General features: G+C 51.5%; 22 protein-coding genes and 1 pseudogene. 9 read left to right on the top strand and 14 right to left on the bottom strand.

Annotation, left to right across the window (positions count from 1 at the left end):
- Window positions 1–71: 71 nt before the first annotated feature.
- The gene (locus ACMGGH_RS18020) at window positions 72–1,001 is read right to left on the bottom strand and encodes an aromatic alcohol reductase (RefSeq protein WP_232948322.1); all 930 of its coding nucleotides are present in this window, start codon (window positions 999–1,001) and stop codon (window positions 72–74) included.
- Window positions 1,002–1,143: 142 nt separating this feature from the next.
- Here ACMGGH_RS18020 and ACMGGH_RS18015 point away from each other — a divergent pair, with 142 nt between their 5' ends.
- Window positions 1,144–2,043, top strand: coding sequence for a LysR family transcriptional regulator (locus ACMGGH_RS18015; RefSeq protein WP_150143959.1), 900 nt, complete (start codon window positions 1,144–1,146; stop codon window positions 2,041–2,043).
- Window positions 2,044–2,233: 190 nt separating this feature from the next.
- Here the strand turns inward: ACMGGH_RS18015 and ACMGGH_RS18010 are convergent, their stop codons facing one another.
- The 3 genes from ACMGGH_RS18010 to ACMGGH_RS18000 all read right to left on the bottom strand — a co-directional run bounded on the left by ACMGGH_RS18010 (window position 2,234) and on the right by ACMGGH_RS18000 (window position 5,903).
- The gene (locus tag ACMGGH_RS18010) at window positions 2,234–2,374 is read right to left on the bottom strand and encodes an Ecr family regulatory small membrane protein (protein ID WP_032644880.1); all 141 of its coding nucleotides are present in this window, start codon (window positions 2,372–2,374) and stop codon (window positions 2,234–2,236) included.
- A gap of 74 nt (window positions 2,375–2,448) precedes the next feature.
- Entirely contained in the window at window positions 2,449–3,681 is a 1,233-nt protein-coding gene (locus tag ACMGGH_RS18005; RefSeq protein ID WP_232948321.1) for a sensor domain-containing diguanylate cyclase, read from the bottom strand.
- Window positions 3,682–3,773: 92 nt separating this feature from the next.
- Window positions 3,774–5,903, bottom strand: a complete 2,130-nt coding sequence (locus tag ACMGGH_RS18000) for a putative bifunctional diguanylate cyclase/phosphodiesterase (RefSeq protein WP_232948320.1) — start codon at window positions 5,901–5,903, stop codon at window positions 3,774–3,776.
- A 454-nt stretch (window positions 5,904–6,357) separates the two neighbouring features.
- Between ACMGGH_RS18000 and ACMGGH_RS17995 the strand changes: the two genes are divergently transcribed.
- The 4 genes from ACMGGH_RS17995 to dbpA all read left to right on the top strand — a co-directional run bounded on the left by ACMGGH_RS17995 (window position 6,358) and on the right by dbpA (window position 10,495).
- The gene (locus ACMGGH_RS17995) at window positions 6,358–7,500 is read left to right on the top strand and encodes a methyl-accepting chemotaxis protein (protein ID WP_232948319.1); all 1,143 of its coding nucleotides are present in this window, start codon (window positions 6,358–6,360) and stop codon (window positions 7,498–7,500) included.
- Window positions 7,501–7,654: 154 nt separating this feature from the next.
- The gene (gene zntB / locus ACMGGH_RS17990) at window positions 7,655–8,638 is read left to right on the top strand and encodes a zinc transporter ZntB (RefSeq protein WP_028013350.1); all 984 of its coding nucleotides are present in this window, start codon (window positions 7,655–7,657) and stop codon (window positions 8,636–8,638) included.
- 297 nt (window positions 8,639–8,935) lie between these two features.
- Entirely contained in the window at window positions 8,936–9,094 is a 159-nt protein-coding gene (locus tag ACMGGH_RS17985; RefSeq protein WP_108780354.1) for a hypothetical protein, read from the top strand.
- Window positions 9,095–9,121: 27 nt separating this feature from the next.
- A complete protein-coding gene (dbpA, locus tag ACMGGH_RS17980; protein WP_232948318.1) occupies window positions 9,122–10,495 on the top strand; it encodes an ATP-dependent RNA helicase DbpA in 1,374 nt (457 codons plus the stop codon).
- A gap of 42 nt (window positions 10,496–10,537) precedes the next feature.
- Here the strand turns inward: dbpA and ttcA are convergent, their stop codons facing one another.
- From ttcA to ACMGGH_RS17935, 9 genes and pseudogenes are all read right to left on the bottom strand, one after another.
- Entirely contained in the window at window positions 10,538–11,473 is a 936-nt protein-coding gene (gene ttcA / locus ACMGGH_RS17975) for a tRNA 2-thiocytidine(32) synthetase TtcA (RefSeq protein WP_028013348.1), read from the bottom strand.
- Window positions 11,474–11,522: 49 nt separating this feature from the next.
- Window positions 11,523–12,761, bottom strand: coding sequence for a site-specific integrase (locus tag ACMGGH_RS17970; protein ID WP_049138231.1), 1,239 nt, complete (start codon window positions 12,759–12,761; stop codon window positions 11,523–11,525).
- 1 nt (window position 12,762) lies between these two features.
- Complete coding sequence (gene xisR, locus ACMGGH_RS17965) at window positions 12,763–12,975, bottom strand: excisionase family protein (protein ID WP_014884030.1); 213 nt, start codon at window positions 12,973–12,975, stop codon at window positions 12,763–12,765.
- Window positions 12,976–13,039: 64 nt separating this feature from the next.
- Window positions 13,040–13,282: a DUF4060 family protein gene (locus tag ACMGGH_RS17960; RefSeq protein WP_020882485.1), complete on the bottom strand. Its 243-nt coding sequence runs from the start codon at window positions 13,280–13,282 to the stop codon at window positions 13,040–13,042.
- 38 nt (window positions 13,283–13,320) lie between these two features.
- On the bottom strand, window positions 13,321–14,406 hold the full coding sequence (locus ACMGGH_RS17955) for a RecT family recombinase (RefSeq protein WP_049138228.1): 1,086 nt from the start codon (window positions 14,404–14,406) through the stop codon (window positions 13,321–13,323).
- Window positions 14,407–14,415: 9 nt separating this feature from the next.
- Window positions 14,416–17,589, bottom strand: a complete 3,174-nt coding sequence (locus ACMGGH_RS17950) for a RecE family exodeoxyribonuclease (RefSeq protein WP_232948317.1) — start codon at window positions 17,587–17,589, stop codon at window positions 14,416–14,418.
- 140 nt (window positions 17,590–17,729) lie between these two features.
- On the bottom strand, window positions 17,730–17,894 hold the full coding sequence (locus ACMGGH_RS17945; protein ID WP_049138224.1) for a YdaE family protein: 165 nt from the start codon (window positions 17,892–17,894) through the stop codon (window positions 17,730–17,732).
- Window positions 17,887–18,042 (bottom strand): annotated as a pseudogene (locus ACMGGH_RS17940) (hypothetical protein); the annotation flags it as partial. The gene ACMGGH_RS17945 and the pseudogene ACMGGH_RS17940, both read right to left, overlap by 8 nt.
- Window positions 18,043–18,408: 366 nt before the next feature.
- Window positions 18,409–18,801: a helix-turn-helix domain-containing protein gene (locus tag ACMGGH_RS17935; RefSeq protein ID WP_059311998.1), complete on the bottom strand. Its 393-nt coding sequence runs from the start codon at window positions 18,799–18,801 to the stop codon at window positions 18,409–18,411.
- A 99-nt stretch (window positions 18,802–18,900) separates the two neighbouring features.
- Between ACMGGH_RS17935 and ACMGGH_RS17930 the strand changes: the two genes are divergently transcribed.
- The 4 genes from ACMGGH_RS17930 to ACMGGH_RS17915 all read left to right on the top strand — a co-directional run bounded on the left by ACMGGH_RS17930 (window position 18,901) and on the right by ACMGGH_RS17915 (window position 21,367).
- Window positions 18,901–19,128 (top strand): transcriptional regulator, encoded by a 228-nt coding sequence (locus ACMGGH_RS17930; protein ID WP_420299191.1) that lies wholly within the window; start codon window positions 18,901–18,903, stop codon window positions 19,126–19,128.
- Between the two features lie 2 nt (window positions 19,129–19,130).
- Complete coding sequence (locus tag ACMGGH_RS17925) at window positions 19,131–19,682, top strand: toxin YdaT family protein (protein WP_069732867.1); 552 nt, start codon at window positions 19,131–19,133, stop codon at window positions 19,680–19,682.
- Between the two features lie 84 nt (window positions 19,683–19,766).
- Complete coding sequence (locus tag ACMGGH_RS17920) at window positions 19,767–20,684, top strand: replication protein (RefSeq protein WP_069732868.1); 918 nt, start codon at window positions 19,767–19,769, stop codon at window positions 20,682–20,684.
- Window positions 20,681–21,367, top strand: a complete 687-nt coding sequence (locus tag ACMGGH_RS17915) for a replication protein P (RefSeq protein ID WP_069732869.1) — start codon at window positions 20,681–20,683, stop codon at window positions 21,365–21,367. The genes ACMGGH_RS17920 and ACMGGH_RS17915 overlap by 4 nt, the downstream gene beginning before the upstream one ends.
- A 665-nt stretch (window positions 21,368–22,032) precedes the next feature.
- Here the strand turns inward: ACMGGH_RS17915 and lpxP are convergent.
- A complete protein-coding gene (gene lpxP / locus ACMGGH_RS17910; protein WP_420299190.1) occupies window positions 22,033–22,941 on the bottom strand; it encodes a kdo(2)-lipid IV(A) palmitoleoyltransferase in 909 nt (302 codons plus the stop codon).
- Window positions 22,942–23,390: the final 449 nt, after the last annotated feature.

Below are 23,390 nucleotides of genomic sequence, written 5' to 3'. Positions count from 1 at the left end.
ACCACGGCTAAATCCAGAGCTGGCGCGGCTGACAGCGCCAGTTTTCATTAGCGTCCTGAAAAGAGATGTCCTCAAATGACGGTTTTTAGCCATGACGCTATATCCTGGGTCGGCAGGTTATTCTGTACATTCCAGGTATCTTTCATCGGCCACCATACACCGTCTCCCCTGGCGAAGGCCGTGCGATAGCCTGTCATCGTATCATCCGGTTTCAAACGCAGCTCATCCAGTAACGCAGAGAGGGGTAATACGTCTTTAGTGAACGTTTGGCCGGTCACACGTTCAACGGTTTCTGCCAGTTTTCCGTATGAGGTTGTTTCACCTGCGACAAATATCACTTCATTTACGATCCGCGGCTGATGCAAATAAATTTCGGTGGTGAGTCGGCCAATATCCGCAGGTGATGTCACGGTAACCTGTGTTTCCCATCCCCCGAGCGCATTAATGGTTTTTTCGGATAAATTCACCACATCAAATGCCGGTTCGAAGAGAAAACTGGTAAACATGCCGGTTGAAACAATCACCCATTCCGTCGCGTTCTGTTCCCGCAGTAGCGTCCTGACATCATACTGCTCGTCCCAGACGGGCTGACCGCTCCCTTTGCCTACCACATCGTAATTCACGCCAAACTGCCAGGGAAAATAGCGTTTAACGCCAGCCTCCAGTACCGCGCGAGTAATCTTTATCTGTGTTCCCGCGCCAGCGACAAACCCCATGCAGTTGATAACAGTATCAAAATCCGCGAAGTGGTTTTTTAACGCGTCAATCGTGCTGGCAGCGACATCGACAGAGATAAATTTGGCCCCTGCATCAGCCAGTTTTTGATGCGTTTCGGACAGAAGCTTACCCCGGCTGTCCCTGGAGCCGGGCGATACGATAACAGAGACAGCACCGTCGCGCTGCGCGACTGCCGGAACCAGATACTCCAGCACGGCAGCGCCCAATTGTCCTGCACCAAGCACTAATACTTTTTCGCCTGTCGTGATATCACGTTCTTTCATACTGAGCCTCTCTTTGTTAAATCGCTTGATTACTTCAACTTGAGCAAGGTTATGTCAGATGGCTGCATTCGATAAGACGACAAGCATAAGTTAGACTGTTCGTAAAAATGGGATAATCGATCTTTTCAGGCGCGGTGGGAATATGGATAAACTGGAATCAATGCGGGTATACGTTAGTGTGGTCGAGACCCACAGCTTCGCCAGGGCGGCAGAAGTGCTGGGGCTACCGCGCTCAACCGTATCGCGGGTCGTTAAGGAGCTGGAGACATACCTGGGCATTCAGCTTTTACAGCGCACCACCCGGAAACTCAGCGTGACCGCAGAAGGCCGACGTTACTATGACGAGAGCAAACGGCTACTGACGGATATTGCGACAATGGAGTCTGCCTTTCCCGGCAGATCCGCGCAGCCAAGAGGCCGTTTTAAAGTCGGGATGCCGCAGTCTCTCGCCCGACATTGCATTCTTCCCAGTCTCCCGGAATTTCTCCGCCAGTATCCCGAGCTGGAGCTGATACTCTGTTCCAGCGATAACGTGGAGGACATTATTCAGGAAGGGTATGACTGCGTGATCCGCACCGGGAGGATCGAAGATTCAACGTCGCTGGTCGCACGCCCTCTGGCGAACTTCAGATGGGTTGTTCTGGCTTCTCCGGGCTATATAGCCGCCTGCGGTAAGCCGGAAAATCTCGACCAACTGGAAAAGCATTACGCAGTCGGCTACCTGAACCACCGCACCGGGCGTACCATTGACTGGTTTTTTACGCGTGATGGCGGCGATTGTGCAATCCGCATGAAGGAGACGCTGATCGTCGATGACACCGACGCCTATATCCAGGCCGGAATTCAAGGGCTCGGATTAATTCGCGTGGCCAGCTATCTGGCTGAGCCGTATCTGAAGAGCGGGGCGTTGGTTCGCTGTATGGAGGACGTCTCTTTCGATTTACCGCTTTCGCTTGTCTATCCACAAAACCGCTTTCTCCCGCCTTCGGTACGCGCCTTTTATGACTGGAGCAGAGCGGTGCTACACCAACATGGTGACTGACGGGCGAAAACCCTGATTTTGCTTAATAGCCGGAAATAAAAAAAGCCCGTCAGAGAACGGGCGAAATAAGCAAATGATTTAGTGATTCGTTATCAACATTGTTGGAGGATAACGCCGCGTATCTTACGTGGCTGAGGGCAATGCAGATACCTGACAAATTCGGTAGGTGAAACAATAAATTAAACGTGCACTACAGTGCGTCAAAAGTGGGGTAGAGACTGTTTTCCAGATATTCAACGAAAAACCAAATCTCACCGCTGAAAATAAACCATAAGCCAAATATAATAAGCAATAAAATAATTAAGGTGAGTATTATTTCTGTCTTTCCCATTGTTGCCACAACCCACCCGTCGTTAATTTACTTAAGCTGGGCATTGTAGCGGGGCTTTTCACGATACTCCAGTTTCATGCCGCAAGGACTTTATTACGCCCATCGTTTTTGGCGCGATAGAGCGCATCGTCGACACGTTTAAACAGCGCGTCAATACTCTCTTCAGGGTCATGCCGAGCCACGCCAATACTGACGGTAAAGCGTGGTAAGCCTGGGAGGGTAATATGGGCGACCGCCGCACGGACGGATTCGGCAATCTTCAGCGCCGTTTCGAGAGACGTACGCGGCAACAGGATGACAAACTCTTCACCGCCCCAGCGGAACACCAGGTCATCTTGTCTGCTGCAGGCTTCAAGCGTTCGGGAGAGCGCGATGAGCACCTCATCACCCTTCAGGTGACCAAAGAGGTCATTGATGTTTTTAAAATGATCGGTATCCACCAGCAGCAGGCTAAATTGCTGCTGGGCGGAGAGGTGGCTCAGGTTGGTTTGGTCGATAACGTTATAAAACTGACGTCGGTTGAGTAACCCCGTCATCGAGTCACGTAATGCAGCATTTTCCAGCTCCTGCTCAAGCCTATTTTGCTCAGTAATATCATGGATTATGCACAGCATCAGTTTGTCGCCGTAGATCTCAATGGGCCCCGCGTAGGTCTGGACGTGGCGGGTGGTGCCATCGGCAAGGCGGTGAATAAAATTGAGGGGCTTATGTCCGCCGGGCAGCGCGGCGATCTCCGTCATGATGGGCATGACGCCTCTGCCAAGCGTATTAATTTCCCAGGTGTGCTTCCGGCACATCTCATCATGTGAATAACCGTAAAAGCTGAGCGCGGCCAGGTTTGCATCGACAATTTGCCCGTCACGGGCAGGATCGATTAGCAACATTGGTGCGCTGTTGGTCAGGAAAAAGCGGGCGTAAAACCCCTGTTTTTTGCGTTGATAGGTTGCGGAACGGCTGGCTTTCAGGCCTGAGGGGGCGTGCGAAGAGATCCCTTCGAAAACGATAACATCACCATCCGGCGTGACGTGGGTGAGGGAGAGGCGACAGCTTATCGGTACGTCCTGCCCGCCCCGGCTAACTGTCCAGATCTCGACAATATCGTGATCGTTTTTCAGTTCGGGAACATACATCGACAGTACGGTTTGCGCACTTGCAGAACAGGACCCTTTACGCAGGTCATTCAGCGTTTTATTACCCGTTAGCTGTATTGCGGCCACATTTGCAAAAATAATCTGTTCCGAAACAGGAGAAATGAGCCACACGGGCGTTTTAATTGCATTAAGCGCATCAAAACTATTTTGCGACATAGTATTTTCCTGTTCATCGGCACGATACGCCTGGCAATCATGGCAGAACTGACCCGCATGTACTCCCTTGAAACATACTCTACTCAATCCCGTCAGGCATGATTTTTTTGTGAAATAAATTCGGGGTCCGTTTGAATTTTACTTATGGGTATAATTTGTTTGTCTGAGTTTTTTTGTAGCAGCAGCCACGGAACCTGTTCAGCAGGCAAGGGGCGGGAGAAAAGGTAGCCCTGGAGATAGTCACAGCCGAGGCTGGTCAGTATTGCCTGCTGTTCGTCCGTTTCAATCCCCTCGGCAACGACAGTCATCTCCATGGTGCGCGCAATATTAATAATGGTTTCCACCAGCTTGCGGCTTTTTTCATTTCCCAGCATAGAGAACACAAAGCTCTTGTCGATTTTAAGCTCTTTTGCCGGAAGAACGCTCAGCATCAGCAGATTGGAATAGCCCGTGCCAAAATCATCAATAGAGACGGTGATCCCCGCATGGTTAAAGGCGTTGAGCAGCTCGATGCTGCGGTCGAGATTTTTTAGCGCGGTACTCTCCGTGACCTCCAGGATCAGCCTTGAGGGCGACAGATTATATTTATCCAGCATGGACGACACGATGTGAAAGATATCCGGCTGTTCGAACTGAATAGGGGATAAATTGAGCGATAACGTCCACTGGCTGAAACCTTGTTCAGTCCAGAAATGAAGCTGCCGACACGCGGCTTCAATAGCCCAGTTTCCAACCGGAATAATCAAACCCGTTTGTTCCAGAGTGGGTAAAAACAGACCTGGCAGCAAAACGCCTTGCTCCGGATGCCGCCAGCGCAGAAGAGCCTCAAAACCGTGGATTGTCTTATCTTTAGCATGCCAGGTTGGCTGATACCACAGTTCAAACCGATCGCTTTCCAGCGCCTGATAAAGTTCCTGCAGAAAACCCGGCTGCGCCGGAATCGCCGTTGACATCTCAGGGCGGTAAAACGCCCAGCCGTTACGACCTTCTTGCTTAACGTGGTGTAAGGCGGCATCCGCCTTAAACTTCAGTTCATGCAGCGTTTCGCCATCCTGAGGATAAAGGCTTACACCCGCGCTGAGGGTGGTACTCAGCGTATGTCCGCAAAGCGAAAGCGGGCGGCGCATATCCGCAAGCAGCGTCGTGAGCAGGGTAGTGAGCTTTTCTTCGTCGCATTCGGGAACCAGCAGGATAAAGGCATCCCCACCCAGCCTGGCCAGCGTCATCTCACGGGTAAGTAGGGAGGTGATGCGTTGGGCAATGGTAATTAATAACTCATCACCGACGCTGTGACCCCAGGTATCATTCACGCGTCTGAAGCGATCGACATTCAGAAAAACCACGGCAAATTGTTTGTTACTCAACAAGGCGCTGTGCAGACAATCCTGCATTCGGATATCCATCTGCTGGCGGTTTGCGAGGCCGGTGAGAGCGTCAAAGCGAACCTGTAGCTCAAGCTGACGGTTGAGTTGGCGCAGATTGTCCGTCAGCCGGCTGGTCCGCCAGTGCGAATCGATAAGCGAAATAATTAACATCATGCCGAGCAGGGAGAGCGTGGTGACGGAAACCCAGATGGATAACCCCAGCTCGCTGACCCCGCCGGGGAGCGTATGCGCCATCTCATGGAAATGCGCGGCGCTCATGCCCGTATAGTGCATCGCGCAAATGGCGGCGCCCATGACTAACGCGGCGAGAATGCGAGTCACAAAGACCCCTTTGTGCTTATCTCTAAGGCGAAAAGCCAGCCACAGCGCCACGCCGGAGGCGACCACGGCAATCATCACGGACACACCCACAATGCGCCGATCCCAGAGGATGCTTCCTTCCAGCATCAACGCGGCCATGCCGATATAGTGCATAGCGACCACGCCAGCGCTGAGGATAACCGTGGCGAAGAACAGCCGAAAGGGAGAGAGGTGTTTGCCCGTAACGGCAATATTTATTGCTATCGTGGAGGCAACGATCGCCACGCCGAGAGACGCAAGGGTTAGCCATAGGTCATAGCTCATCATCATCGGCATTTGCATCGACAGCATACCGATGAAGTGCATTGACCAGATCCCGATGCCCAGCGTGATCCCGCCGGCAATGCGCCAGAACAGAGCCGCTTTACGGCTGGAAAGGGGAATTTTCCCGGCGCTGTCCAGGGCCACAAAGGAGGCGATAAACGCCACCAGATAAGAGACAGCGATCAACATAGGGTCCCACGATATATTGAGCATTATGCAATCCCACGCCTGAGAGGGTTACCGATTTTGCCGGCCGGCACGTCTTTATCTGGCAACGAACATGCGCATTCAAACCATATTAGTTATTTATCGTGGAAAATAGCCACTTATATAAAAGGTCAAACTTACCCGAAATATAAAATATATTCTTTATGTTAATGCATTAAGTACTGCTAAACATAGTCGATAGATTGTAGCAAAGCGTCTTAAATATGTGTGCATATGGACCGTAGCACTGCAGATAATGGTATCGCTTCAGGGGGCTTTGGACCAGCAATACAGCATATGGGGCATGACATTTCTACTAAAACCTCTTTTTTATCTGACTTAAGTTAAATACAGGGTGGGTAACGGCGAAACGAGAAACCAGCGTATTATGTGAGGACAAACGCAAAAGTGAATGCTATAAATCTAAATGCCGACCAAAATATAAGTTGTGGGTAAAATCATGCTAAGAAATATTAGTGTCAGGACCTTCATTGCCTGGTTCCTGCTGTGCCTGTTTTTAGTGAATGCAGGTATCGTTGCTCTATTTTCCAGCAATCTTCCTCTTTTCGTTTCGATTAATCTGGTCAATTTCGTTGGATTATTTTTGCTCTGGAGTTATATGACGAAGTTTCTTGTGACGCCGATCAATACTGTGAAAAAAAGTATTGAAGAAGTGACCGCAGGCAACTTAGGCGTCTCTATCCCCGAGTTTGGCAATAACTGCGCGGGGCGATTAATTCCCGGGATTAATAGTCTTTCCAGCAACATCGCTACGCTGGTGCGTGAGATCAGGGCATCATCACAAAACGCCATGGCCTTGTCGGATCAGCTCTCTTCCCGCAGTGCTCAGCTCTCGGTGAAAACAGAGCAGCAGTCTGCGTCTCTGGTGCAAACTGCGGCAAGCATGGAGCAGATGGCGGCAAGTACCCGAAACAATGCCGATAATACCCGGCTGGCGAGCGAGCAGGCGAATGCCGCGACGCTGCAGGCGCGCAGGGGCGGAGATCTGATGGAACAGGTTGCCAGCAATATGCAATCCATTACCGAGTGCGCGCAGCAGATGACGGAAATTATCTCCCTGATCGACGGGATTGCATTCCAGACGAATATTCTGGCGCTTAACGCGGCCGTCGAGGCCGCGCGGGCGGGCGATCACGGGAAAGGGTTCTCCGTGGTCGCAGAGGAAGTCCGAAACCTGGCTCACCGCAGCGCTGAGGCGGCGAAAAACATCAAAACGCTGATTGACGTTACCAGCAGTAATGTCACCCAAGGTGCCAGCGTTGTGTCGGAAGCGGAGAAGAATATGCGTGACATCGTGACCGGCTCCGGCAACGTCAGCCGGTTAATGGACGAAATTTCTACCTCAACCGCAGAGCAGGAGAAGGGCATTTCCCAGATCACACTGGCGCTGTCCGAACTGGAGCGGGTCACGCAAAGCAACGTGGCAATGGCAGAGGAGCTCAACGGTTCCTCTGATGTGCTGCGTAATCAGGTGATCGAACTGCAGACGCGGACCCGAAATTTCAGGCTGGACCAGGGGCACCCCCCGTCACCAGTAGCCAGCCCTGTCTCGTTTCATCCGCGCCCCGAGCACTCTCATTGACAGCTTCCCGAAGCCTGGCATGCCAGGCTTTTTTATTCTCAAAATATAGCGTGTACAATTCCTGAGCGATTTCAGCGCGATGCGAAACATAGTTGTTGCTTAACCCCTGATGGAAGCTAGACTGACATCGAAAGAGCCAAACAGGGGAGGCGCTGTGGAGAGCATTAAAGGATCCGAACTTAACGTTCCTGACGCAGTTTTTGCGTGGGTGCTGGACGGTCGCGGCGGCGCCCGACCGCTGGAAGATGATGATGTCATTGATAAAGAGCATCCCTGCTGGCTACATCTGAACTATACCCACCCGGACAGCGCTGACTGGCTGGCCTCGACTCCGCTGCTGCCTAACAACGTACGCGATGCGCTGGCGGGGGAAAGCCTGCGGCCTCGCGTAAGCAGGATGGGTGACGGGACGCTTATCACCCTGCGCTGTATAAACGGCAGCACGGATGAACGTCCCGATCAGCTGGTTGCGATGCGCGTCTATATGGACGATGGGCTGATTGTTTCCACACGTCAGCGTAAGGTTCTGGCGCTGGATGACATTGTGAACGACCTCAAAGAGGGGACCGGACCGGTTGACTGCGGCAGCTGGCTGGTGGACGTCTGTGACGCCCTGACCGATCATGCGAGCGAATTTATTGAAGAGCTGCACGATAAAATCATCGACCTGGAAGATAATCTGCTCGATCAGCAGATCCCGCCGCGCGGCTTTCTGGCGCTATTGCGCAAGCAGCTGATCGTGATGCGTCGGTATATGACGCCACAACGGGATGTGTATGCCCGTCTGGCCAGTGAAAGACTCAACTGGATGAATGACGATCAGCGCCGCCGGATGCAGGACATTGCTGACAGGCTGGGCCGCGGGCTGGATGAGATCGATTCCTGTATCGCCCGAACGGCGGTGATGGCGGATGAAATCGCGCAGGTGATGCAGGAGTCGCTGGCGAGAAGAACCTACACGATGTCCCTGATGGCGATGGTCTTTTTACCCAGCACATTTCTGACAGGGCTTTTTGGCGTCAATCTGGGCGGTATACCCGGCGGCGAATATCGGTACGGCTTCACCGCGTTTTGCGTCATGTTAGTTGTTTTGATTGGTGGTGTTGCATGGTGGTTGCATCGTAGTAAATGGCTGTAAATTTACGATTTTTTCACCTTTTTCGAGGATTAAAACGCTCTTTTAATTGAGCGAAGTCAATAAACATCACCCCCGTAAGGTGCAATATTACTCCCGCAGGTGAATGCAACGTCAAGCGATGGGCGTTGCGCTCCATATTGTCTTACTTCCTTTTTTGAATTACTGCATAGCACAATTGATTCGTACGACGCCGACTTTATAGTCGGCTTTTTTTTGCCTCCTGTTTCTCAGCGTCTACCCTAAAAGGGACGACAGCAAATCCTGGAGGGAAAGATGAGCATTTTACTCGCTCTGCTAATGCAACACGCGCGTCAGTCCGATCCTGTCCCCACCGATCCCGTGCCGATGCCCGATCCCATTCCGCGTCCGCAGCCGATGCCAGACCCGCCGCCGGACGAAGAACCGATTAAATTGTCGCATCGAACCCCGAGATCTGCGAGGATACGCGCCATCTGACTGTAAAGATGACCACGAGAGATTATTGTGACCGCTTTTTCTACCCTGAATGTTCTGCCTGCCGCCCAACTCGACAACCTCAACGAGTTGGGATACCTCACGATGACGCCTGTTCAGGCGGCCGCGCTGCCCGCTATCCTTGAAGGCCGGGACGTGCGTGTGCAGGCGAAAACGGGCAGTGGGAAAACGGCCGCTTTCGGTCTTGGTCTGCTGCAGCATATTGACGCGTCGCTGTTTCAGACCCAGTCACTGGTGCTGTGCCCGACCCGCGAGCTGGCAGACCAGGTCGCGGGTGAACTGCGTCGCCTGGCGCGGTTCCTGCCCAATACCAAGATCTTAACCCTCTGCGGTGGGCAGCCGTTTGGCGCACAGCGCGATTCGCTCCAGCACGCGCCGCACATTATTGTCGCGACACCCGGCCGCCTGCTTGATCACCTGCAAAAAGGCACCGTTTCGCTCGATGCCTTAAGCACGCTGGTGATGGACGAGGCGGACAGAATGCTGGATATGGGCTTCAGCGATGCCATTGATGAAGTGATCCGCTTCGCGCCGGCCGATCGTCAGACTCTGCTGTTCTCTGCGACCTGGCCTGAAGCCATCGCCGCGATCAGCGGTCGCGTGCAGAATAATCCGCTCACCATTGAGATCGACAGCGTAGATGCGCTGCCGGCCATCGAACAGCAGTTCTTTGAAACCTCGCAGCAGGGAAAAATCCCTCTCCTGCAGAAACTGCTGAGCCAGCACCAGCCTGCGTCATGCGTGGTGTTCTGTAATACCAAAAAAGACTGCCAGGCGGTTTGTGATGCCCTGAATGCGGCGGGGCAGAGCGCGCTGTCGCTGCACGGCGACCTTGAACAACGCGATCGCGATCGGACGCTGGTGCGCTTTGCTAACGGCAGCGCGCGCGTGCTGGTGGCGACCGACGTTGCCGCACGCGGCCTGGATATCAAATCCCTTGAACTGGTGGTGAACTATGAGCTGGCATGGGATCCCGAAGTGCACGTCCACCGTATTGGTCGCACTGCTCGCGCCGGAAACAGCGGGCTGGCCATCAGCTTCTGCGCGCCGGAAGAAGCGCAGCGCGCCAATATTCTCTCAGAAATGTTGCAGATCAAACTGAACTGGGTGAACGCGCCGGGCAGCATCAAACTCGTGCCGCTGGAGGCCGAAATGGCGACGCTGTGCATTGATGGCGGCAAAAGGGCCAAGATGCGACCGGGGGATGTGCTGGGCGCACTGACCGGAGATGTGGGGCTGGAAGGGGTGGATATCGGGAAAATTGCGGTTCATCCTGCACACGTGTACGTGGCGGTTCGCCAGGCGGTTGCGCATAAGGCGTGGAAGCAGCTGCAAAACGGCAAGATTAAAGGCAAAACCTGCCGCGTACATCTGCTGAAATAAGGCATAAAGCGTCTCAGAAGGTCTTTCTGAGACGCCCATCGCTTATTTCACTTCAAGCACGTTCAGACGCAACTCTTCGAACTGATTGTCCTCGTCTTCCGGCTGCCAGCCCGCAGGCTGCATTGGGATCTCTTCCCGGTCAAACGCCAAATCGCCACCATTCACCACCTCCGAGCCGTGGTTGATACCTTTGAAGTCGAACAGCTCTACGTCCGCGAGGTGGGAAGGAACCACGTTCTGCATCGCGCTGAACATGGTCTCAATACGGCCCGGATAACGTTTGTCCCAGTCGCGCAGCATGTCGCCAATCACCTGACGCTGCAGGTTCGGCTGTGAGCCGCACAGATTGCATGGAATGATCGGGAACCCTTTCGCCTGAGAAAAACGCTCAATGTCTTTTTCCCGGCAGTAGGCAAGAGGGCGGATCACAATATGCTTGCCGTCATCGCTCATCAGCTTAGGCGGCATGCCTTTCATCTTGCCGCCATAGAACATATTCAGGAACAACGTTTGCAGGATATCGTCGCGGTGATGGCCCAGAGCAATTTTGGTCGCGCCCAGTTCCGTTGCGGTGCGATAGAGAATGCCGCGGCGCAGACGGGAGCAAAGCGAGCAGGTGGTTTTCCCTTCCGGAATCTTCTCTTTCACGATGCCGTAGGTGTTTTCTTCGACGATTTTATACTCAACGCCCAGCTGCTCCAGATATTCCGGCAGAATGTGCTCCGGGAAACCCGGCTGTTTCTGGTCAAGGTTGACCGCCACCAGGGAAAAATTCACCGGCGCGCTTTGCTGAAGATTACGCAGGATCTCCAGCATGGTGTAGCTGTCTTTACCCCCTGACAGGCAAACCATGATGCGGTCGCCTTCTTCAATCATGTTGAAGTCCGCAATGGCCTCGCCCACGTTACGGCGCAGGCGCTTTTGCAGCTTATTCAGGTTGTATTGCTCTTTCTTTGTATTTGATTGATTTTCTTGCATTTATTACTACCTTCGGAGCCAATAGGGGCATAATAGGGGCAAAAATTTTTCAGCGTGCCAGCTTATCGTTAAGCATCAGCACCTGTTCGCCATTCATTTCTTCAATCCACGCACCGTAGACTTCATAAACCATTTGCGCGTTTTCATGCCCCATCTGGCTGGCTATGAAAGACGGGTTAGCGCCGGCAGATAAAAGCCAGCAGGCAAAAGTATGCCGCGTATGGTACGGATTCCGGCGGCGAATACCAGCACGTTTTACAGCTGCGTTAAATCTGGAGCCGATACTCGATAAAGAGTAGTAGGCTTTCTGTTTGCCCTTGCGCATCCTGGGCATGAAAACAAATCGCAGGTTTTGATATTCCATCGCACCATACTCGCGGTGATGGAAAACAATCTCGGTTTTGGGCTGTAACGAAGTCAGCGTACGCTGTGCCTTCAAGGCCTCTAGTGCTGGCTCTAATAGCGTGATAACTCGATCACCTGCATCGGTTTTTGGTGGGACGAACATTCCTAGCGCATTAAGGTTGCGCTGTATATGAGCCGTACCTTTTTCCCAGTCGATATCTTCCCAGGCAAGAGCTGCAAGCTCTCCATGACGGACACCAGTATAAACTGCGAACGTCCACATATTGAGGCTTTGGCCACGCTCGGATTCGGCAAGCAAACTAAACTCCTGCTTCGTTAAAGGATCCGGTTTTACTTTCCCTTTATGTAGTTTCTTGATCCCTTCAAAGGGTTTGCCACTGATAAAGCCAGATTTGTGTGCAAACCGAAGAAGCGAGCAAAGAAGCGATATATAGTTGTTCACGGTACGCACAGTGCGCCCCTGTTTGTTACTTCTGGGATTTGCCAGGTAAAGTGTCTCACCGTTCAACAGCTCCTTTCTGTATTTAAGAATGTCGCTGTGGCGTATAGTTGAAACAGGCGTATCTCCGTTAATGATGTGCATTAACGTACCGAGTTGTGAGCGTGTCTTACGCATCGTATTCGCGCTAATTTCGGTTTCTTTAATGCTCGTCCACAGTTCACACAGCTCTGAAAAGGTTTGAACTGAAACAGTGGTTACGGTTTTTTTTGCTCTGGATGATGAAGGAAAGCGCTGGTTGTAATCAAACTCTCCAAGGTTAATTTCGCTAACGATCACAGCCCGAAGGTTCCCGGCTTTTTTGATGTTCGCCGGGGTGTTAATCCAACCTTTGAGAATTTCGCGGCAACGCTTTCCCCGGTACATAAACCAGATACAAATCTTATTGTTTCTGATTTCGACACCTGTAGGCAAAGCTGCCATCTTACGCATCCCTTATTAACTGATTAATTCTCGGATAGTTGTACCAGGTTGTGCCACGCAAGGTTTTTTCTCCGGAAGGAGAAACCCGTTTAAAATGGACACCTTCCACCCAACAGCCCTGTCGATACTTCTCAATCTGTCGTTCGGTCAGGCCTGTTTTTTCTGTGAGTCTTGCGCCAACAACCCATTCTTCGTTAAAAATTACCTGCGACATGGTTCACCTCAGGTAACCGGCATGAGTATAGATATGCCGGTCCGTAGTTGTTGATATTTCAGTTTCAGTTTGCCTGGCCGGGCAGGGAGCGTAGTCGGCGCATGCCAGTCATTGCTGTGGCCACGTAGCTTGCCTTGCAGTTCACTACCTCGACCCAGACCTTCACGCCTTCCACTCTCACCGTATAGGTCTCTTTCATCTTGCTGCGCCCGTAGTCACCATATCTCTGCTGGTGGGCTGCGAGTGCGATTTCACATGCCTGGCGAGCCAAAGGGGATTGCTTACTGCCTCGATTAATCAGTCGCATTTCTTCTCCTTGAGGGAGGGTTTCCCCTCCCGATCTCGTTAGTCCACGTATTCCGGTTTCATATCCGCCAGAGTGATGCTGAACTGACCATGCAATTCATCGCCCAGATGACGTTTAGACGACGCAAGAACGCGCTCTACCTCTGCGAACCGCGCAGCTGCATCGGGTTCATCTGAAGGTGGCAAGGAATTGATGGCTGCTTCGACTTTGTTCCGTGCATCAACCAGGTAATAACGCTTCACGGCCTTGTTTTTCAGCTCAGTGAACAGGGCAGAACCCAGCGTTGCTTTCACGGTTTCAATATCTGCGCGCAGAGCTTTAGCGCTATCCACATCCTGAGCCGCCTCGATGCGGTCGCGGAAATCATCAGCTAGAGCATCGATGTTTTGTGCCGATTCATGAGCCGTTTGAGTAGTAGTGACGTTGTCACCTGAAATATCAGCGAGGCTAACGTGCTGCGCTGGTGCGGGGTTTACCTCTCGTTCTTCACGGCGATCATCGAGCTCATCCGGGGTGTAAACGCCCAGAATCACATCCGGGCAGAACAGTCTCGCCCAGCGTTTGACGGCCAAGTACGCCAGCTGCTGGCGAGGGTCGTCAGCCCATAGGGTAGAGTTTCGGGTTCTGGCCTGAGCCAGCAGTAAATCGAGTTCTCTCGGTTTATCCTCGCCTTTCAGGGTTGCGCTGATAATGATGCCAATCCCGGCTTCGTCAGCGAGGGTCCAGCCCGGGACGCGGTACTCGCCTTTATCGCTTTTACGGATGTGGAATTTTCCAACGACCTTTTCCCATGGCCCAAACCACTCATATTCAAAACGACTGGCCAGCACGCCGCTGCGTGAAATTACGGCATTAACCAGCTGCGCTTCATACCCGAGCACACCGTTAATCAGGTGCGTTTTCTGCGCTACGGCAAAGGGATTCATCTGCCACTGTGCCGCTTGCATCGCGACAGCCATGCAGTCGGCCTGATTGCCCTGCAGATGCTTAGGAACTGTAGCGGTGCCCTGCGCCATGATCTGCGCAAACGTGCTGATTGCATTCAGATACTGGGAATCAAACAGAGCCACATTAGAGTTAATAACGGTGTTCTGGTCAGCAACGGTAACGTTTGTGTTATGCATAAATCCCCCTTAAGCCTGAGCGCGCAGCGCTTCGAGGCGGCGCAGGTCGAAGTCGTTCAGTTCATCGGTGTAATCGGTAGTGATCGGCGCTGGCCACTCGCCCGTATCGAAGCCAGTGGCGATGGCGCGCATCGTTTTGCGGTACTCGAGCATGCCCAGTTCCAGCAGTTCGGTGGATGCCTCAATGATGGCGATCCAGTGGTAGTTCTCGTCTTTGTTGACGAAAATCCAGAAGAACTGGTCCAGCGCCGCGGTCTCGCAATACATAGCCGCGCTGAGGTGGTAGTCCCGGTCAATGATTTCCCGATGCAGTCTTGCGCGCAGGCTTTCTTGCTTCACATTCCACATGCTGATGGTTTTCAGGTCCGCACCGATGCGCACGCCGTCCAGTTCAATTTCGAGGTCCGGACGTACACGCACTTCTAAACCTGTTTCGTCGTCAAAACCGAAATAGCTCACTTCAACGGCGCGGCTTGGATGTGTCAGCAGCATGCCGGCGGTCGGGTGCGCCAGGAGTGCAGACTGAATTGCTCGCGCTGTGGCCAACTGCTGGCGAGTAACCAGAATCTTTTCACCAGGGTTGTCGCGCCAGGCATCTAACAGCTCGTCTACGAACACGGCATCGGGCTTAACTGATTTAACTGCCTGGATCATGTCTGCTTTGGTGCCGGACACTTTCAGCGGCGTCGGTTTCTGCGCTTCCTGTGCTACCAAATCAGGATTGATGATCGCTAATTGCTCGAGTAGCGCATCACGGCTGCCGCTGGTTTTAACCGGCACGGGCAGGGTGGCGTTGTACTCTTTGATGCAAGCCTTCATTGCCGTTGCTGTCTGCTTCTGGCCTTCTTCAATACGCTGGTACTCAGCAGGGAGAGCCATATAGCTTTGAGCCGTTTCTTCCAGGCTGGCGCCAGGCGGCACTGGAGCGGGAAGGGATGCGTTATGTTCTTCAAGCAACGCTTTAATATCGTCTGCACTCAGCTGCGCCGGCAGGCTGGCGTTGTAAGCATCTATGAACTCGCGCAGAGTTACTGTGGTGGTGAAAGCACCCTCCGGGATCTCAGGTTCTACGCTGAACTCTGCTTCAAGGTTTTCCGGCTGCAATGCAAGGGCGTGCACCAGGTTTCCCATGTCCAGCACTTTGGATGCTGTGCGCGGGATAGTTTTAGCCACATGGCGCGCGTTGAAGTACATCAGGCTGACGCGGGCATCTTTTACCTGGGTTGAGCTAATACCGTTTGCTGCGTGATAAACCTCATTCGGCAGACCTTCGTAGCGGCCAGGCTCGAAGTAAGCCGGGTATTCGATTACTGGCTCTGACTGCTGTTCTTCCGGCGCTACGGTAACTGCTTGCGTATTAGCTGCATCAGCGCCTTCGCCTGGTTGTACCGGATCAGTATTTTCGACTTTCTCTGGCTGAGTCGTTTCCATCTGCACATCGCTGGTGGTCTCCGCTGTGTTTTCCGTTTTTTCGACTTCATTTGAGGGGATATCGATGACCGGGGCGGTATTTCCAAGCATCAGACCATCGATGGAGAACACGCCGCTGCCAAGGCTTGCGACCTTTGGCTGGCTTGGAGTACTTGGTTCTTCCACTGTGGAATGACGAACCGCGCGGGAGTCTTCGCTCCATTCTGGATAGCCTTTAGAGCGCTCACCGTTTTCATAGATGCCGTTCGCCGTGAACCACTCACGCACCTGGCTACGCAGTTCGGTTGTGCTTTCTTCTCCAGACCATGAAATAGCGCGGGTAACTCCAAAAATACTGTTGGCGTCGTAGTCGAGGATGTCGGTAGTTTTACCAAGAACCTTGAGAGCCTTGGTGTGCGACTCATCTTTTTTGTCAGCGAGTTCTTTGGCGGCCAGGAGTTGCGTACGGTTGATTTGTCCCGGTACTGCATCTGGGTACAGCAGAGCAATCGCGATCTCAATGCTCAGGTTCGCCATGTTCTGGGCAACAGCTCGTTTATAGGATTCTGTAGTTTCTGGCTTTGCTGGTTTTAAAGGTGCAGGAGAGCCTACTTCAGAAATGCGATTACCATCCGTCCATTCGCGCACCAGGGTGCCGCGGTCAATATAATCAGTCGCTGCCCAGATTCGGGTGAATCGGAGAACCAAAGCGAGTTCATGACGCTTCTCCTGGCTGAACACCTTGCGAATGGCGTCGGTGTAGCGCCACAGGTCTTTGGTATCGTAACCCTTAACCACTTCGCAGTTTTCTGCCGCCAGCAACAGGTTCTGGACATAGCTGTTGTCAGTGTCCATCTCCAGCGCGCAGATACCTTCGTATTCTTCGCGGGTTAAGTGGTGGCGCAGTTCGTCGGCGGTGAACTGGGCGAGTAGCTGCTTGCGGAAGGGCATACGAACGACTGGATAACGAGTGGTTTCGTCATCATTCTCGTCAATCTGAATACCGTTTTCAGGTTCTGGAACCTGAACGGCTGTAACATCGGTGTCGCTGGTGCTTTCTGATTTGAGAAGAGAAAGCTTTCCGCTTCTCCACTCTTCAATTAACTGATTGCGATCGCTGACATCTGCTCTCGCCCAGTCAGCCATGAATGCAGCGATAACTTCAGCTTCGTGCGTTTCATCTTGCGCGAAGACCTGCTTTATCGCCTGAACGAGTTTCCACTCAGCGTTCAGGCTGAGTTCGGCAATTTCAGGGATGTCGTTCTTCGCCAGCAGCAGGTTCTGGAGATAGGTGTTGCCTTCATCCAGTGACATTTCGCTGGCAGCCAGCTGCTGCTCTTTAGTGATGTGCGACTGGTATTTGTCGCTGGCCAGGTGGACGGCAAAACGGACCGCTGGAGTGCGGTTTTCAAGCGGGACACTCTCGACGGAAGTTTCGACTTTAATGGTCGTTTCCGGTGCGGCAGTGCTGTCCACGTCACCAGTCGACTGAGCACCAGCCTTTGGCAGCCAGGTGCGTCCATCGTCCTGCAGTTCGTAGCGTTTGCACCAGGTGTAATCCACGGTGCTTTCTTCAGGCAGATCGTTGTAAACAGGGAAATCGGTGCGAACCGGTTTGGCGTAATCCTTCCCGCGTCCGGTTTCAATACAAGCATCTTCCAGCTCAACATCGAGCTGCAGGTTGGCACGGGCTTCAGATTTCGCAGTGAACCAAATCACTGCGTCTTCTTTGCCAGATTTCTGCGTAGCCTTAACTACATAGAAAAATTCCATGTGAGATCCTCTTTTTTGGATGTAAGATCCCCGGGCCAGAGATAGCGCCCATTGGGTGAAATTTGGTTTTTTAAGTAGTTTTCCGGTGTAACTTTGGTCGGGAGCACCGGACGTACGGGCCGCCTTGCGCGGCTTTTACGTTATGCCTCGTGTGCCATCTGGTCGTACGAAGCACAACGTTCAGAGCAGTATTCTTTCTCTTTGCGCGCCAGCTGTGCGCCGTTGCGATAGAGAAGGGTACTTTTGACTACTTCCTCCGGTTCAACCGGCTTGTGGCAGTACCCGCATTTCATTGAGTTACACATCTGGATTCCCCTTTTGCGCCAGCAGGTAGCACAGGCGGCGAATAATCACCTCGAAGAAGTTCAGCTTTACGGCCTGCTGCCGTCCTGGTTTGCGTGCGAAATCAATCATTCTCACCCTCGTTTGCCTTATCGCCGGCCAGCGGAACGTTTACACCTGATGCGCGTTAATCTCTCCACCTCATCCGACTATTCGTATGCCGTCGGCGGCTACTTCGTGGGCGTCCTGCCTTGGTGGTTCGTAGTGCGTCTTGGTGAGTTAGATTAAACACAAAGTTTAAGTTGTAGTCAACAAAATGAGTAATTTTAGATAAACAAAATGTTTATGTGGTGCTTATGGAGAGTGAAATTTTGTCCTTTGGAGGAAAAAAATTCGACGAAATGGTACGTGCTGGAAGTCCGCGGAATGGTCGCTTAGTACAAAAGATGTGCTAGTTATTAGAGGGGTATAAAAAAAAGGCCACTTCATGGCCATTTCTTATGGTGGGTCTTTACGATTCATTGCTGAAAGGATTACTCAATCATCCTGCGAACGAATCCGGCCTTTCATATACTTATCATATAGTTCGTCCAGCTCTTTCAGGCGAAGTGCGAAGATGCGAAGCATGTTCTGTTGCTCTTCTTCGGGAAGCTGACGGTAAAGTTCCAACAGGCGTTGTTCGTCCGGCTTCAGTCCATCTTTTTTGCCAACATCTTGGCCAAGCAGCCACTCAAGGCTCACCCCAAGCGCATCCGCCAGCTTAATCGCTGAACTTTTACCAATCGTCCCACGAACGAACCAGTTATTGACCGACTGAGCACTGACGCCGCATATACGGGCCATGTCTGATTTGGTCAACTTCTTGAGCTCAAGAACCTCGTTAAGCCGCTGAACTTGGGGGTGGTTAATTTGATGAGTTTTTTCTTTCATGGACGAATTCTAAACCAAATGTTTATTAGCTCAATATTCAAAATGTTGACACAAACATAAACAATATGTTTAATTGCGTTGTTGTTACAGGAGCTATTTATGAAAGCAATTGATAAAGCAATTACCAAAGCAGGAACTGCTACGCGCTTAGCCCAACTGCTAACCGTAAGCGCCATGACTGTTAGTCATTGGCGAAATCGATATCAGGGCGTCGTACCGGCAGATCGAGTTTTGCAAATTTATGGGGTTACCGGCGTAACTCCGCACGAGCTGCGCCCAGATCTCTACCTAAACCCAACAGACGGTTTACCTAAACAGGATCCTTAACTATGCAAACTGTTTCATTTCAACAGAGTAGCAGAGCTTCCTCTAATCCAATGATATTCCCGTGTCATCAAAGCGAATCGGCAGAGCAGGATCTTGATCATCGAGATATTTGTTCTGCAGTCAGGGCGTGGGCAGCGGCAGAAGGGCGCGTAGCTGTTGCGCTTCAAATCCAAGAAGCGGCGGAAGAACTTCAACTTGATGGCGTAGATTTTTCTGGCCAGGCCGATGTCTGGAACGTGAAGCTGTTCCGCTGGCTCGACAACAAAGAAGACTCCGCATCGTACCGAAAGAACGTTGAACAGCTGGTGCCAGCGATCATGTCCGTATTACCGCTTCGATACCGCGACCGTGTCGTAAAGAACGACTCGTTTGCTTACCGAATGGCCCGGCTGGAAAAAGAGGTGAGTGAGGCGAAGCAAGCTTTGATGCTCGATGCACCGAAGAAGGAAAAGCTGAAGGAGTTAGGCGAGGGGATTTTCGAAATGTTCAGAGTCGATCCTGACCTTACGGCACCGCTGCTGGCGATGGTCACAACCATGCTGGGGGTAATGTGAAGACTTCAGAAAAGGCGAAAGCCGCGGTGCTCGAACACCAACGGCTTTCAGGTGCAAAAACGGAGTGTAATTGCGGAGCAAAGTATGTCAAACACAGCTGAAATTATCAATTTCCCCCACAGAACCGAACAACCGGGAGGTCGTATGGCCGACCTGTCGAATGGATATACCAAGGTCGCTAACGAGATCCAGCTGCTTAAGCCACGCCTGAGATTGTCAGGCCGGGAGTGGCAGTGTTTTGAAGCGGTGATCTGGCTTACCTACGGCTGGAACAAGAAACAGGACCGCGTTACGAACACGGTGATCGCTGAGCTTACAGGTTTGAGTGATTCGCATGTTTCTGATGCGCTCAAATCACTCGCAGAACGCAAAATTATCTTCAGTCAAAAGCAGGGCGTGATGAAAATAGTTGGTATAAATACTGATCTTTCCGCCTGGATTTTAGACAAACCGAAAACGGGAAAAATCTTCCCGAAATCGGGAAAAGTGTTACCGAAAACGGGAAAAACCTTCCCTGAAACGGTAGACACCCAAGACTATAACAAGAACAATATTAAAATATCCTCGTCTCGGAATTCTGACGAATCCCGAAACCAGAAAACTCAAAAGTTTCTCTCTCGCCATCCTGAAGCAGCCGCTGGGATATACACCCCGGCAGGTAAATCATGGGGATCCGCTGACGACATCAAGGCCGCTCGCTGGATTTACGACAGGCTTCTCACCGTCAACGCATCGCTATCCGAACCCAACTGGGTTGAATGGGCAAACACCATCAGGCTGATGCGTGTCCAGGACAAGCGTACTCACTACGAAATCTGTGACCTGTTCCAGTGGGCTAATCGGGACGAGTTCTGGAAAGACAACATCCTGAGCCCTTCAAGTCTCCGCAAGCACTGGGATCAGCTCACCACCAAACGGCTGCGCGCAACCGGAATGGTAAAACCATCCTGGGGTGGCATTGACCTGCATAACACCGACTGGATTGACGGAGTGCTGGAATGAAAAATCTAGCCGAAAGCATTCGCAATTTTGGCCGGGAACAGGCTCGCCGCGTGGCGCACAACCTACCCGAGCAGTACACCGAACGCGAACAAACGCAGCAGGTGGCGCAGATTATCAACGGGCTGTTCGTACAGCTGACGGCTGCGTTCCCGGCAAGCCTGGTTAATCGCAGCCAGGAAGACGTGAACGAGATCCGCCGTCAGTGGGTGCTGGCCTTCAAAGAAAACGGGATCAACACCTTGGACCAGGTTGAAGCCGGGATGCGCATTGTACGCCGTCAGGAACGCCCATTCCTGCCTTCGCCGGGCCAGTTCATCAAGTGGTGCAGGGAAGGGCGATGCGTGCTGGGGATCACCACTGCTGACGTTATGGCTGAGTACTGGAAGTGGCGCAAGCTGGTGTTTCGGTACCCGAGCAGTGAGCATTATCCGTGGCCGAAGCCAGTTTATTACCATATATGCCTCGAACTGCGGCGCCGGGGAACTGATGGGCAGTTGAGCCATAAAGAGCTCGAGCGTGAGGCTGGCGAGATTCTGGGTATGTGGGAAAAGCGGGTGCTGGCCGGGAAGCCAATCCCGCCTGTTCGGCGCGCGTTGGCCCCGCCAGTTGTTCAGAAGGGGCCAACGCCAGCGGAGCTTTTGAAGGCTAAATATGACCGGATGAAGGCTGGTGGGAGGGGGTAAGTGTGCCAGCAAAGATTCTGAAGACTCGTACCGCACAACGAATGAGTTAAAGGCTTTATCTCCATCGAGTGTTATAACCGAGTAACAAGTCGCCTCCTCTGGCGACAAAGAGGTATCAAAATGAGATTAAGAATCACGAGAGCAATCGGCCTCAGCAAATTCTCGCCACGTTGGGTTAAGACTATCTGTTTACGGCTAATTAAAAACGATATTGAGCGCTCCCTCAACGCTCTTCTGGCCACCATTGATGAAACTGAACTCTCTTCGGAGCAAGTCAAAGCATTGAGGGAATGCGTTGACAGAATCAACCTGGCAAGGGGAAAGGGGATGCAAGCGTGAGCGCTACTGCTATTGAGCCGAAAGAGATTTTTTATACCACATGCTCATTGCTGAACACATAAAGCGTAGCTGAAGTGACTGATGCTGACTGAGTGATGCGCGGAGAAATAGTTGTCTAATAACTCAATCATATTAATCACTTTTCCCATGGTACCTTTTTTATCTTGAGGATTAGGCAGTACGAAATCCTAGCTTTGGCCGCTCTATTGGATCCTACACCTCTGAATTGCTAAGGACGGAATATGAACGGATGAAAGCTAGCATGAGGTGCGAGTGGTGTTGAGAAAGGTCCACTGGACAATCATTTGAATAATTCTGTAAAAAACTCATTTGTATAAAGAGTCTTCTCCTTCTGGGCGCGTTTTGAACCTTCGATGCATCCACAGGTATTGTTCAGGGGCGCGGAGGATTTCACGCTCGATGATTTTATTCATATAAGCAGCTGCAGCGATATTATCGTCCTCAGGATATCCTAACAATGGATTACTGATATACATATGATAACATTTTTTATCGCTCCGTCGAATCATGCTAAGTGTGATCAAATTTGCTCCAGCGAGTTTTGAAAGTGCGTACGTTCCGTTCGTTGTGGCTGCTTTTTTTACCGAGAAAAAGGGTGCGAAAACGCTCCCCTTAGGCCCGTAATCCTGATCTGGTGCAAACCACACAGCTTCACCCGCCTTGAGTGCATGAACTAATCGAGATAGATTACGTCGATCAATCATAGCTTTATTTGAACGCATACGTCCTTTTGTCTGAACCCATTCCATCAATGGATTGTTGTGCGGCCGATACGTTGCCATCATTGGATGGCATAACCCCATTACTCTTCCGCATAGTTCAAGGGACATGAAATGAATCCCGACAACCATTACCCCTCCGGTTGCGTTAGCCAAGTTTTCAATCCCTTCTACGTCAAACCACTTTTTGACTCTCGCATCGCTCCAGAACCAGGCCATGCCAGTTTCCATCAGTCCCAGCCCGAGAGAAACAAAGTTATTATTTATCATCTGGCTTCGGGCAATCGGAGTCATATCGGGAAAACAGAGTTCAATATTCCTAACTGCTATACTTTCTCTACGTTTTAAAAAGGGCCTGGAGATTTTTCCAAGACCGGAACCAAGAGTATATAAAACCGGATAAGGAAGTAGGACTATAACCCACAGAAGTGCCAAGCCTGCCCAGGAAAACCAGTGGCGGGGATGAAGTAATTTGTATGTAAAGAGTTGTGACATAAATTTCCCTAAGCTAATGAAGGTTGTAATGCACATGGATAATTTGAAGAATTTGTTTTTCAGCGGAACATTTCATTTAGATAATTGAGTTTTATCTGAATTCAGGGGGCAGATTGCGTGTGGGAGTGGATGCCTACTAAATGGTTTGGTTAGGCGAAAAAATTCTTTTTCTATAATACTCAGTAGGTTATTAATGATATTCGAGGAATTGCCTTCTGGATTCATCCTCCCCAACATACTCAAAAGATAGAAGACGAATTGGGATTAAGTTATAAAACCAATTGCAATCATTTCGTTGAATAACTTCGCCTGGTTTGAAACATATCCCTGATGCTTCCCGAACAATTGCATATTTGCCATTGCTAAATTTCACTCTGTGGATATAGAAATGTTGACCGATCTGTCCATGACAGCTGTTCGAAAGTATATCTCCTTCAATGAAAACAGAT

Origin of the sequence: Enterobacter sp. BNK-16, assembly GCF_048684955.1 — a bacterium.
GTDB lineage: Bacteria > Pseudomonadota > Gammaproteobacteria > Enterobacterales > Enterobacteriaceae > Enterobacter > Enterobacter bugandensis.
This window is presented reverse-complemented; position numbering and strand designations above follow the sequence as displayed.

What these genes read in the sequence shown, in the direction of transcription:
- ACMGGH_RS18020 (WP_232948322.1), bottom strand. Translation starts at nt 1,001, where the DNA reads ATGAAAGAACGTGATATCACGACAGGCGAAAAAGTATTAGTGCTTGGT.
- ACMGGH_RS18015 (WP_150143959.1), top strand. Translation starts at nt 1,144, where the DNA reads ATGGATAAACTGGAATCAATGCGGGTATACGTTAGTGTGGTCGAGACC.
- ACMGGH_RS18010 (WP_032644880.1), bottom strand. Translation starts at nt 2,374, where the DNA reads ATGGGAAAGACAGAAATAATACTCACCTTAATTATTTTATTGCTTATT.
- ACMGGH_RS18005 (WP_232948321.1), bottom strand. Translation starts at nt 3,681, where the DNA reads ATGTCGCAAAATAGTTTTGATGCGCTTAATGCAATTAAAACGCCCGTG.
- ACMGGH_RS18000 (WP_232948320.1), bottom strand. Translation starts at nt 5,903, where the DNA reads ATGCTCAATATATCGTGGGACCCTATGTTGATCGCTGTCTCTTATCTG.
- ACMGGH_RS17995 (WP_232948319.1), top strand. Translation starts at nt 6,358, where the DNA reads ATGCTAAGAAATATTAGTGTCAGGACCTTCATTGCCTGGTTCCTGCTG.
- ACMGGH_RS17985 (WP_108780354.1), top strand. Translation starts at nt 8,936, where the DNA reads ATGCAACACGCGCGTCAGTCCGATCCTGTCCCCACCGATCCCGTGCCG.
- ttcA (WP_028013348.1), bottom strand. Translation starts at nt 11,473, where the DNA reads ATGCAAGAAAATCAATCAAATACAAAGAAAGAGCAATACAACCTGAAT.
- ACMGGH_RS17970 (WP_049138231.1), bottom strand. Translation starts at nt 12,761, where the DNA reads ATGGCAGCTTTGCCTACAGGTGTCGAAATCAGAAACAATAAGATTTGT.
- xisR (WP_014884030.1), bottom strand. Translation starts at nt 12,975, where the DNA reads ATGTCGCAGGTAATTTTTAACGAAGAATGGGTTGTTGGCGCAAGACTC.
- ACMGGH_RS17960 (WP_020882485.1), bottom strand. Translation starts at nt 13,282, where the DNA reads ATGCGACTGATTAATCGAGGCAGTAAGCAATCCCCTTTGGCTCGCCAG.
- ACMGGH_RS17955 (WP_049138228.1), bottom strand. Translation starts at nt 14,406, where the DNA reads ATGCATAACACAAACGTTACCGTTGCTGACCAGAACACCGTTATTAAC.
- ACMGGH_RS17950 (WP_232948317.1), bottom strand. Translation starts at nt 17,589, where the DNA reads ATGGAATTTTTCTATGTAGTTAAGGCTACGCAGAAATCTGGCAAAGAA.
- ACMGGH_RS17945 (WP_049138224.1), bottom strand. Translation starts at nt 17,894, where the DNA reads ATGTGTAACTCAATGAAATGCGGGTACTGCCACAAGCCGGTTGAACCG.
- ACMGGH_RS17935 (WP_059311998.1), bottom strand. Translation starts at nt 18,801, where the DNA reads ATGAAAGAAAAAACTCATCAAATTAACCACCCCCAAGTTCAGCGGCTT.
- ACMGGH_RS17930 (WP_420299191.1), top strand. Translation starts at nt 18,901, where the DNA reads ATGAAAGCAATTGATAAAGCAATTACCAAAGCAGGAACTGCTACGCGC.
- ACMGGH_RS17925 (WP_069732867.1), top strand. Translation starts at nt 19,131, where the DNA reads ATGCAAACTGTTTCATTTCAACAGAGTAGCAGAGCTTCCTCTAATCCA.
- ACMGGH_RS17920 (WP_069732868.1), top strand. Translation starts at nt 19,767, where the DNA reads ATGTCAAACACAGCTGAAATTATCAATTTCCCCCACAGAACCGAACAA.
- ACMGGH_RS17915 (WP_069732869.1), top strand. Translation starts at nt 20,681, where the DNA reads ATGAAAAATCTAGCCGAAAGCATTCGCAATTTTGGCCGGGAACAGGCT.
- lpxP (WP_420299190.1), bottom strand. Translation starts at nt 22,941, where the DNA reads ATGTCACAACTCTTTACATACAAATTACTTCATCCCCGCCACTGGTTT.